The sequence below is a fragment of the Endozoicomonas sp. ONNA1 genome (assembly GCF_024606325.1).
Classification (GTDB): Bacteria; Pseudomonadota; Gammaproteobacteria; order Pseudomonadales; family Endozoicomonadaceae; genus Endozoicomonas_A.
This window is the reverse complement of the sequence record NZ_JAHHPN010000358.1, coordinates 1-10,132: the sequence shown is the minus strand read 5'-3', so window position 1 is coordinate 10,132 and position 10,132 is coordinate 1. Positions and strand designations below refer to the sequence as shown.

Annotated in this window: 9 protein-coding genes; 1 reads left to right on the top strand and 8 read right to left on the bottom strand. The window is 49.4% G+C overall.

What is annotated here, in order from left to right; translation table 11 throughout:
• Together glyS and glyQ are read right to left on the bottom strand one after the other, a co-directional pair.
• The coding region (gene glyS / locus KDK19_RS08295; protein WP_257291715.1) for a glycine--tRNA ligase subunit beta at positions 1-1,494 on the bottom strand (1,494 nt) is incomplete at its 3' end.
• Positions 1,494-2,459 carry a glycine--tRNA ligase subunit alpha gene (gene glyQ, locus KDK19_RS08290; RefSeq protein ID WP_257274410.1) on the bottom strand — a complete coding sequence of 322 codons (966 nt, stop codon included), beginning with the start codon at positions 2,457-2,459 and terminating at the stop codon, positions 1,494-1,496. The genes glyS and glyQ, both read right to left, overlap by 1 nt.
• A gap of 155 nt (positions 2,460-2,614) precedes the next feature.
• Here glyQ and KDK19_RS08285 point away from each other — a divergent pair, with 155 nt between their 5' ends.
• The gene (locus KDK19_RS08285) at positions 2,615-2,842 is read left to right on the top strand and encodes a hypothetical protein (protein ID WP_257291714.1); all 228 of its coding nucleotides are present in this window, start codon (positions 2,615-2,617) and stop codon (positions 2,840-2,842) included.
• Here the strand turns inward: KDK19_RS08285 and KDK19_RS08280 are convergent.
• The 6 genes from KDK19_RS08280 to def all read right to left on the bottom strand — a co-directional run bounded on the left by KDK19_RS08280 (position 2,817) and on the right by def (position 9,914).
• On the bottom strand, positions 2,817-4,265 hold the full coding sequence (locus tag KDK19_RS08280) for a TrkH family potassium uptake protein (RefSeq protein WP_257281595.1): 1,449 nt from the start codon (positions 4,263-4,265) through the stop codon (positions 2,817-2,819). The genes KDK19_RS08285 and KDK19_RS08280 overlap by 26 nt on opposite strands.
• A 366-nt stretch (positions 4,266-4,631) precedes the next feature.
• Positions 4,632-5,465 (bottom strand): BRO family protein, encoded by an 834-nt coding sequence (locus tag KDK19_RS08275; protein WP_257291713.1) that lies wholly within the window; start codon positions 5,463-5,465, stop codon positions 4,632-4,634.
• Between the two features lie 92 nt (positions 5,466-5,557).
• On the bottom strand, positions 5,558-6,931 hold the full coding sequence (gene trkA / locus KDK19_RS08270; RefSeq protein ID WP_257281596.1) for a Trk system potassium transporter TrkA: 1,374 nt from the start codon (positions 6,929-6,931) through the stop codon (positions 5,558-5,560).
• Positions 6,928-8,322: a 16S rRNA (cytosine(967)-C(5))-methyltransferase RsmB gene (gene rsmB / locus KDK19_RS08265; protein WP_257274413.1), complete on the bottom strand. Its 1,395-nt coding sequence runs from the start codon at positions 8,320-8,322 to the stop codon at positions 6,928-6,930. The genes trkA and rsmB overlap by 4 nt, the downstream gene beginning before the upstream one ends.
• Positions 8,322-9,287: a methionyl-tRNA formyltransferase gene (gene fmt, locus KDK19_RS08260; protein ID WP_257254810.1), complete on the bottom strand. Its 966-nt coding sequence runs from the start codon at positions 9,285-9,287 to the stop codon at positions 8,322-8,324. Before fmt ends, rsmB begins: the two co-directional genes overlap by 1 nt.
• A gap of 117 nt (positions 9,288-9,404) precedes the next feature.
• Positions 9,405-9,914, bottom strand: coding sequence for a peptide deformylase (gene def, locus KDK19_RS08255; RefSeq protein WP_257254811.1), 510 nt, complete (start codon positions 9,912-9,914; stop codon positions 9,405-9,407).
• Between the last annotated feature and the right edge of the window lie 218 nt (positions 9,915-10,132).

The following is a 10,132-nucleotide window of genomic DNA, read 5'->3' as shown; positions in this document are numbered from 1 at the left end:
CTTCTCAACAATAATACGCAGGACACCCAGGGTGGCTCTTCGCAGTGCAAACGGATCTTTATTACCTGAAGGTGGTTGATTGATGCCAAAGATGCCGGTAATAGTATCGATTTTGTCAGCAATCGCTACGGCACAACCTGTCAGATTGGAAGGCAGTTGATCACCTGCAAAGCGTGGCATGTACTGCTCATTCAAAGCGAGACATACCTCCTGTGCTTCGCCATCGTTTGCGCCGTAGTACTGACCCATGATGCCCTGTAATTCAGGGAATTCCAGAACCATTTCTGAAGTCAGGTCTGATTTACACAGTTCTCCGGCACGGACAGCCAACTGTTCTTGCCCAGTCTCCTGTCTGGCGATGAAACCAGCCAGTTTAGCAATACGTTCGCTTTTATCGAACAACGATCCCAGTTGTGCCTGGAAGACGATAGGTTTCAGGGTCTCCCTGCGAGCTTCAAGTGTGGTTTTTTTGTCCGTATCAAAGAAAAATTTGGCATCCGAGAGACGGGGTCTTATTACCCGTTCATTACCGGATACTACTTGTTCGGGCTCTACGCTCTCGATATTAGAAATGGTTATAAAATAGGGAAGTAACTTTCCTTCCTGAGATGGATCTCTTGACACGACATGGAAATACTTCTGATGCTCCTTCATGGAAGAGATCAGGGCCTCTGCGGGGACTTCCAGAAATTCATCATCAAAACGACCGGACAGGGCAACGGGCCACTCATTCAATGCTGTCACTTCATCGAGCAGGTCTTCATCAATGACCGCTTCGCCACCCAGGCCGCTCGCCACTTCTGCCACCTGTTGCTTGATGAGATTGCGTCTTTCTTCGAAGAGAGCCATCACCTTACCCTGCTCTCTCAGAAGATTATGATAATCGGCAGGCTGGTTAACGGTCAGAGGCTGGTTAGCGTGAAATCGGTGGCCTCGAGTCTGGTTACCTGATTGAAGGCCCAGAATTTCGCAATCGACTACCTCTTCCCCCATCAGCATCACTAACCAGTGGACTGGGCGAACAAACTCAGTGCGCTGTGCTCCCCAACGCATACGCTTGGGAATAGGCAGTTCATTCAGAGACTGGCTGACCATGTCTGGCAGTAGTTGAGTGGTCTCGCAACCCTGTTGAACCGTACGGTAGACAAGCCAGGCGCCTTTATCGGTTGTCAGCGTTTCCAACTGATCGACTGAAACGCCGTTAGAACGGGCAAAACCTTCGGCTGCTTTAGTGGCCTTGCCTTCTCTGTCGAAGGCGGCTTTTACCGCGGGGCCGCGGCGCTCAAGCTGCTGATCAGGTTGTGCAGTATCCAGACCCTTGATCAGCAAAGCCAGACGACGAGGTGCGGCAAAGGCTTCAAAGCTGTCAAAAGACAGTTGAGCGTTCTTCAGGCGATCCAGGATGCCATGAGTGAATGCATTGGAAAGGCTTTTCAGCGCTTTCGGGGGTAGTTCTTCTGTTCCCAGCTCGACCAGGAAATCTTTCTGGCTCATTACTTCTTCTCCTGTGTCTTGCTGTCTTCCAGACTGGCCAGAACTTCTGTACGGATATCGTCACTGGCCAGTGGGAAGCCGAGATGAAGGCGAGTATCAAAGTAGGCTTTGGCTACGGCTCTGGCCAGGGTTCTGACTCGCAGAATAAAGCGCTGACGCTCTGTCACCGAGATGGCGTGACGGGCGTCCAGTAGGTTGAAGGTATGAGAAGCTTTCAGGACATACTCATAAGCAGGCAGAGGCAGGCCCGCTTCAACCAGACGCCTGGATTCGGCTTCATAAAAATCGAATTGATGGAACAGTTCCTGAGTGTCAGCGTGTTCAAAGTTGAAAGTAGACATCTCTACTTCCTGCTGGTGGAAAACATCGCCGTATGACACTGTGCCCTGTGGACCTTCAGTCCAAATCAGGTCGTATACGTTGTCAACACCCTGAATATACATGGCCAGACGCTCAAGGCCGTATGTGATTTCGCCAGTGACCGGATAGCACTCAATACCACCTACCTGTTGGAAGTAGGTGAATTGAGTGACTTCCATGCCATTCATCCAGACTTCCCAGCCCAGACCCCAGGCACCCAGTGTTGGGGATTCCCAGTTGTCTTCTACAAAGCGAAGGTCATGCACCAGTGGGTCGATGCCCAGCTCCCTGAGGGAATCCAGGTAAAGTTCCTGAATGTTATCCGGAGAGGGTTTCATCACCACTTGGAACTGATAGTAGTGCTGTAGGCGGTTTGGGTTTTCACCATAGCGTCCATCGGTTGGACGGCGGCTGGGCTGCACGTAGGCAGAGTTCCAGTTTTCAGGACCTATTGCGCGAAGGAAGGTCGCTGGATGGAAGGTGCCTGCGCCCACTTCCATGTCCAGTGGCTGCATAATGACACAGCCCTGGCGAGCCCAGAACTGCTGAAGGGCCAAGATAAGGCCCTGGAATGTCTTGATATCAGGCGTGCTTTGAGAAGTCACAGTACTACCTCATGGAGGCTCAAAATTAGGCTTTATTCCTCTATCCCGGCTGCCAATAGCCTCGACAATTCAGGGAGCTGACGCTTCTGGTTCAACCTCCATGACGACCCGGGTGCTTGCAATGCCACTGAAAGCCTGAGCGTGAAACGGCTCATTTGTGCATTAAGTGTCATTTTCTGGAAACAGCAGCGGATTATAACGTTTTGGTTCTGGAGCGGATACCGTTGTATCCCTCTGGAAATGTGGTCGTTGTGTATAACAGAGCAACAATATCCTCAAAACTCTATGGGGCAGGATCATGGAGTTCTGATGAAGGTGTGGATAAGTTGTTGATAGCTGTGAATAACTTTTCTATTCTCAGTATTTCCAGAATGTGGGTGTAAACAATACCAGCAGTGTGAAGATTTCCAGACGACCCAGCAGCATGGCAAAACAGAGAATCCATTTCGCTGTATCGGGAAGAGCGCTGTAATTTTCGGCGGCTTCACCCAGGGCGGGGCCCAGGTTGTTCATGCTGGACGCTACGGTAGAAAAAGCAGTGGTCAGGTCAACGCCCGTGGCCATTACGGCCAGAATCATGACAGCAAACAGAAATACATAGGTGGCAAAGAATCCCCAGACAGCCTCACCGACTCGACTATGAACGGCCTTGCCACCCAGTTTGATGGTGTAAACAGCATTGGGATGAACCAAACGACGAAGTTCTCTTACCCCCTGTTTGAAGATCAGCAGCACACGAATCACCTTCATGCCACCTGCCGTTGAGCCGGCACATCCCCCGGCAAAACTGGTCATAAAGAGAAGAAGTGGCAGGAATGTTGGCCAGGCTGAGAAACCGCTGGTGGCATAACCGGTGGTCGTGGCAACAGAAACGACTTCGAAAATACCGTGATCCAGTGAGTTTGCCAGATCATAAGTGCCGGAGAAATAGAGACCTGCCACCGTAATTAATGAGACCACCAGAAGGATCAGCAAATAAGTGCGAACCTCGGGGTCTCTCCAGTAGTGATAGGTGGATTTATTACGCCAGGCGAAAAAGTGAAGCGCAAAGTTAATACCGGCTACCAGCATAAAGAAGGTGGCAGTGGCATTAATCAGTGGTGATTCAAAATAGCCAATGCTGGCATCGTGGGTTGAGAAACCACCAATGGCTACGGTGGAAAAGCTGTGGCTGACGGCATCAAAAAGATTCATACCTGCCAGCCAGTAACCCAGCGCACATATTGCTGTCAGTGTCAGGTAGAGCAGCCATAGTGCTTTCGCTGTTTCCTTGATTCGGGGTGTCAGCTTGTTGTCCTTTATGGGGCCCGGTGTTTCTGTCCGATAAAGTTGCATACCTCCGACCCCCAGCATAGGCATGATAGCCACTGCCAGAACAATGATACCCATGCCCCCCAGCCACTGAAGTTGCTGACGGTAAAAGAGGATTGATTTAGGCAGATGATCAATGCCCGTCAGTATCGTAGCGCCAGTGGTGGTGAGGCCCGACATGGACTCGAATACAGCGTCCGTCACACTGAGGCCCGGGTCTTCCATCAGTAAGAGTGGCAGGGAACCCATGCCTCCCAAAACGACCCAGAAAAGGACGGTGATGATAAAGCCTTCGCGGGGGCGTAAATCTGATTTGATTTTTCTGAAAGGAAACCAGAGTAACAAACCGATGAGAAACGTCAGGAAAAAAGTATATAAAAACAGTGAAATTTCAGTTTCCCCATAAATCATCGCCACCGCCAGAGGCGGAAGGCTGGAGAAGCTGAATAGCATCAAAAGAATGCCCAAGACAGGCAAAACGACAGAAAACTGCATAAGACCCTGTTTTTCTGGTTATGCAGACAGCGGCCATGCTGTCTGTTTTGGTTATCTGTGCTTATGAATGACGGTACTGTAAAACTCAGTACAGCATTCAGAGATAGCGGTGGAGTGCTGATAAGGTACGACTGTACTATGAGAGTGATCGCTTTAAAACAGAAAACCCGCACTATGGCGGGTTTTCACATCATACAAGATCCAGTTTTGAATTCACTTGATCGGCTCAAGTCGCCAGGGCTTACAGGTCAGAGCCATGCCGAATCCAATTTTAAGGTTAGGCAATTCTTAACGTAACGACAACCCTGCTGGACAGCCTGTGCATATCATATCAGATTTTAGATATTTTTCATGTCCTAAACAGCACTATTTTTGACTATCGAGCTTCTCGAAATCCTTTTTGGACGCTTTGATTGAACTTTTAACTTTCTTTATATCTTCACTAAGAGGGAGAGATTCGGGAGTTGTACCGCTTATATCTATCATTGTCCTGCGAACGGTTCTACCTACTTGCTCGGCAGCTTTTTCAGCAGAACGCTGTCCTTTTATTCCCTCATTTCTAATCTTTGCTTCTGTCTGAGTTACTCTGAAAAGGTTAGCAGCTAATTCTTCTTTGCCCATGAAATCAAGTAATGACCTTTTAGCTTTCCTTCCTTGCAACCCCTTGACGAGCTTTAGATCACTCAGATTCATATTATACATTCCCCGGTATCCGGCATTTTGAAATAAAGCATATTTATCTACACCCGCATTTTTTGCCACAGAGCTTAAGGTTTTTTCATGAGCTGAAATTTCATCCCGGACGAGAACTCTTTCTACTTCTTCTGCCTCTTCAACGTAACGCCTGAAAGATTCAGCAAGGGTTGCAAAAAAAGCTTGCGCTTTAGCGACTTGCTCTTTTTTAGGGTCTGCATTCATTGCAACTAAATAGCAGGCAAAACGGGAAAGCTGATAGTCCATTACTTGCTTTCCATCTAAGATGCTTGGCGTTTGGCGGAAGTCTTGCATTACATCAATGCCTAATGTCATGCAAGCTGTAATGCCTTTATTGACAATTTTTTGAAAGCTCGAGTACGAGCTATATCCAAGCATTTTCATAAAATCACTGGCTAACCAATGAGTTATCTCCCCTTGTACAGCAATATCATTGAAATTTGACTTGCCTTGGTCAAAATGAAAAACGTCCGAAATTTCTGACATGATGCAGCCTATGTATAAGTATTTATGATGTAGGAAATCACACAATGGTTGCTAACTTTCAGTTATCCAAGGTGTTTGGCTGTTATCATGCGTTAGAAGAACCCTAGCCCAACCTGAAAGAGCTGTTCTACTTCGTGAATACGTTTTTTGTTGGTCAGAAACAGAATGATATGATCTCCTGACTCTATACGGGTAGTGTCGTGTGCAATTAACACTTCATCGTTTCTGACTATGGCCCCAATGGTTGTTCCGGGAGGCAGCTCGACCTGCTGAACCGTTTTACCGACGACTCTGGATGAATGTTCGTCGCCATGAGCAATGGCTTCAATGGCTTCTGCTGCGCCTCGACGGAGAGAGTGAACGTTAACAACGTCCCCTCTTCGTACGTGTTTCAGAAGACTGCCGATAGTGGCCTGCTGCGGGGAAATCGCAATATCTATTTCACCTCCCTGAACCAGATCAACGTAGGCAGGATTATTAATCAGAGCCATTACTTTACGGGCACCAAGACGTTTGGCCAGCATAGCGGCCATGACGTTAGCTTCATCATCGTTGGTCAGGGCACAAAAGACATCTGTCTCTTCAATGTTTTCAGAAATCAGCAGTTCTTTATCGGAGGCATTGCCGTTGAAAACCATGGCTTTGATCAGGGTCTCGGACAGGAACTGACAGCGCTCCATATTCTGTTCAATGATTTTCACCTTGAAATCATTTTCAGCCGATTGGGCGAGGCGCAGACCAATGTTACCACCGCCGGCAATAATGATGCGTTTGTAATCATCATCGAGCCTCTGAAGTTCACTCATGACAGCCCGGATATGACAGCGGTCAGCGATGAAGAAGACCTCATCATCGGCCTCAATCACCGTTGTACCTTTGGGCATGATGGCCTTGCCGCGGCGGAAAATCGCAGCCACCCGGGTGTCAACGCTGGGCATATGTTCACGCAGGTAGCGTAATTCCTGGCCAACCAATGGACCGCCATAATAGGCTTTCATAGCCACCAGTTGGGCGCGGCCATTGGCAAAGTCCAGAACCTGAAGTGCTCCGGGACGTTCAAGAAGGCGTCGAATGTAGTTGGTGACGACTTGCTCCGGGCTGATCAATACATCGATGGGCAGAGCATCATCGCCAAACAGGTTTTCCTTGTTCAGGTACGCCGCCTGACGAATACGGGCAATCTTGGAAGGTGTGTGAAACAGGGTGTAGGCGATCTGGCAGGCCACCATGTTCACTTCATCGCTGTTAGTTACCGCTACCAGCATGTCAGCATCATCAGCACCGGCCTGTTTGAGTACAGAGGGGAATGAGGCCATACCCTGGATGGTCCGGATATCAATACGATCCTGTAGCTCCCTGAGAAGCTCGCCGTTGGCATCCACTACCGTGATGTCGTTCTCTTCATTGGCCAGGTTTTCTGCCAGAGTTCCACCTACTTGTCCGGCACCGAGAATGATGATTTTCATAGACTTTCCTGATGGCTTTTTATTATCAGAGAGCTTTCAATAGGCTGAGAGCTCTCACCAGGCTGAGGGCTCTCAATGGTCACGTCAGAATCACCGCGTACTTTTTTCAGCAGACTATAGAAAAAGCCGTCTCCTGAACCAGGCAGAATTTGTCGCCCAAAGCCGGTATCCAGTCCCCATTCTCCGGGAAGGGGTTGCAGTGCTGCGTCTACTTGTCGTTCGAGGAAAACGGCAATTTGTTTGCTGTTTTCAGCCGGCATTATGGAACAAGTCGCGTAGAGCAGTGTGCCACCGGGCTTTAGCAATGACCATAGGGTATTAAGGATTTTGCCTTGTAGCTCGGCCAATGCATCAATATCCTCGGGTTTGCGAAGCAGTTTAATATCCGGGTGGCGGCGGATTACGCCGGTAGCTGAGCAGGGAGCGTCCAGCAGAATATGATCGTAACTCTGTCCGTTCCACCATTGATCAGGCTGAGTACTGTCACCGGTCAGGAGTTGGGCTTTCAGGCCAATGCGATCCAGATTTTCCTGAACACGAGTCAGTCGCTTCTCATCTATGTCCAGGGCATCCAGTTCAATACCCGGAAACATTTCCAGCAATTGGCAGGTTTTTCCTCCCGGGGCGCAGCAGGCATCGAGAACCTTGTCGCCTTCTTTGATGGGCAACAGGTTTCCGGAAAGCTGGGCGGATTCATCCTGAACACTGACCACACCTTCAGAAAAGCCGGGCAGATGTTCTACCGGGAGAGCCCGTGTGAGGGTGATTGCCTGGGGAGACACCAGAGAAGATGAAGCCTGGATACAGTTATCCAGCAATTTTTTCAGGTAACGATCACGCTTTAAATGCTGCTCATTAACCCGCAGGGTCATGGGAGGAGACTGATTGTTGGCCCGGGCTATAGCCTGCCAATGATCAGGCCATGCTTTACGGATCTTGCCGATCAGCCACTGTGGGTGAGCGGTGAGACAAATATCGTTGGAATCGGACAGTGCATTGAGCGCATCTTCCTGTCGCTGTGCAGAACGCAGAACGCCATTCACAAGACCCCTGGCCCAGGCTTTACCCATCATACGGGTGACCTGGACCGTTTCTCCGATAGCGGCGTGTGCTGGAATGCGCGTATAGAAAAGTTGGTAGAGTCCCACCAGAATCAGGCTGTGAATGGTCTGCTCTTTTGATTTCAGCGGTTTGTCCATAAGGGCACTGAGCCAGTTATCCAGACGAAAATAGTAACGCAGCGTGCCGTAGCTCAGCTCTGCCAGAAGGGGTTGATCTTTCTGGCGCAGACCCTCCTGATATTCAGGTAGAACCTGACTCAGGGATTCACCGGAAGCAACACGGCTAATCACTTTGGCTGCTGCCAGTCGAACGGAAGATTGTTTGGCCATTAGTTGAATTTTGTCCCGGGTATAAACATATCCCTGCGGCTGTTGAGCAGGTCCTGAACGGGCATGGCACGACTGCCAGATAACTGTACATTAGTCAGACGGAGTATGCCTTTTGCACAGGCAATATCCAGACCTGATTTGTCAGCCTTAATCAGAGTGCCGGGTGTTTCAGCGTGGTTTTCTTCAACCCGTTCTGCCTCCCAGACCCGAATGGCGATCCCTTCCAACTCGGTTGTCGCTACTGGCCAAGGGTTAAATGCCCGTATCAGGCAGTCAAGATTAGCTGCTGTTTTGTGCCAATCAATGCGGGCTTCTTCCTTAGTCATTTTGTGGGCGTAACTGGTATAACGGTCATCCTGCTTTTCCGCAGTAATAGTGCCTTCAGCGATAGCATTAATGGCTTCGATCAGGGCCGGCTGGCCTACTTCGATCAGGCGGTCATGCAAATTGGAAGATGTGTCTGTTTTGTGAATCGGGCAGTGGGCTTTAATCAGCATATCGCCAGTATCCAGGCCTTCATCCATCTGCATAATGGTGACTCCGGACTCTTCGTCTCCGGCCGCAATGGCCCTCTGGATAGGGGCTGCACCGCGCCAGCGCGGCAGAATCGATCCATGCACATTGATGCAGCCAAAGGTTGGAATATCCAGAACACTCTTCGGAAGTATGAGACCATAGGCTACTACAATCATCAGATCTGGCTTGAGTGCGGCGAGCTGTTCACGGGCAGCTTCATCTTTTTTCAGAGACAGTGGCTGGAACACTGGGATATTATGTTGCAGCGCCAGCGCTTTCACCGGGCTGGGCTTCAGTTTTCTGCCCCGTCCCGCCGGTCTGTCTGGCTGGGTGTATACGGCAATGACTTCATGCTGACTGTCTATGACCGCTTGACTGTCCAGAACCGCTTGAAGGTGGGCGCTGGCAAAATCCGGAGTACCGGCAAAGACAATACGAAGGCTTTTCATTGGGTTTTCTACAAGCTCGACAGAACGATAGGGTTGGCGGCGATGATAGATAAAGTAAGGGGCTGAGTAAAATCTGAGTCCCCCCGGAACTCATCATCCGGGAGGTCTTCAGAAGCATTAAGCCATAGCAAGGCGCTTGTTTTTCACCAGTTTTTTGCGAATACGTTCCTGTTTCAGGCGTGACAGATAATCCACGAACAGTTTGCCATTCAAGTGATCCATCTCATGCTGTACGCAGACAGCAGGCAGGCCATCGAGATCTTTTGAGTATGGGTTTCCGTCTCTGTCCAGGGCAGTCAAACGGACTTGAGCCGGACGATCCAGCAGCTCGAAAAATCCCGGGATGGACAGACAGCCTTCAGAGAGATCCGTTAATTCGTCGGTCAGAGGTTCGAACGTTGGATTGATCAGAACCATTGGCTCGTTGCCATCATCGGAAAAGTCCATCACGACAATGCGCAGATGGATATCGACCTGAGTGGCTGCCAGACCAACGCCCCCGGATTTGTACATGGTTTCAAGCATGTCATCGATTATTTTACGAATATCGTCGTTTACTTCAGCCACGGGCTCGGCAATGGTGCGAAGTCTTTCGTCAGGGTATTGAAGGATTTCCAGAAGCGCCATGGGTATTCTCAAGCTACTTTGTTTGATTAGAAGGTAATTTTAAATTTCTTTTTGGTATATAGATAGTTTTAAGTGCGAACGTTCCATTTTTAAGTATTTATTTACGGTCAGGTGCTGAACTTGATGAGAGCTGCCTGTGTTTAAAGCAGTTTTATCGGGGGAAGTAACTAGCAGCCTGTCGGACTTAAGGCTGTCCTACTGCGGTTGCAATAAATTGG

Coding starts and splice junctions, on each gene's coding strand:
- KDK19_RS08275 (WP_257291713.1), bottom strand. CDS start 5,465: ATGTCAGAAATTTCGGACGTTTTTCATTTTGACCAAGGCAAGTCAAAT.
- rsmB (WP_257274413.1), bottom strand. CDS start 8,322: ATGGCCAAACAATCTTCCGTTCGACTGGCAGCAGCCAAAGTGATTAGC.
- fmt (WP_257254810.1), bottom strand. CDS start 9,287: ATGAAAAGCCTTCGTATTGTCTTTGCCGGTACTCCGGATTTTGCCAGC.
- def (WP_257254811.1), bottom strand. CDS start 9,914: ATGGCGCTTCTGGAAATCCTTCAATACCCTGACGAAAGACTTCGCACC.
- KDK19_RS08280 (WP_257281595.1), bottom strand. CDS start 4,265: ATGCAGTTTTCTGTCGTTTTGCCTGTCTTGGGCATTCTTTTGATGCTA.
- trkA (WP_257281596.1), bottom strand. CDS start 6,931: ATGAAAATCATCATTCTCGGTGCCGGACAAGTAGGTGGAACTCTGGCA.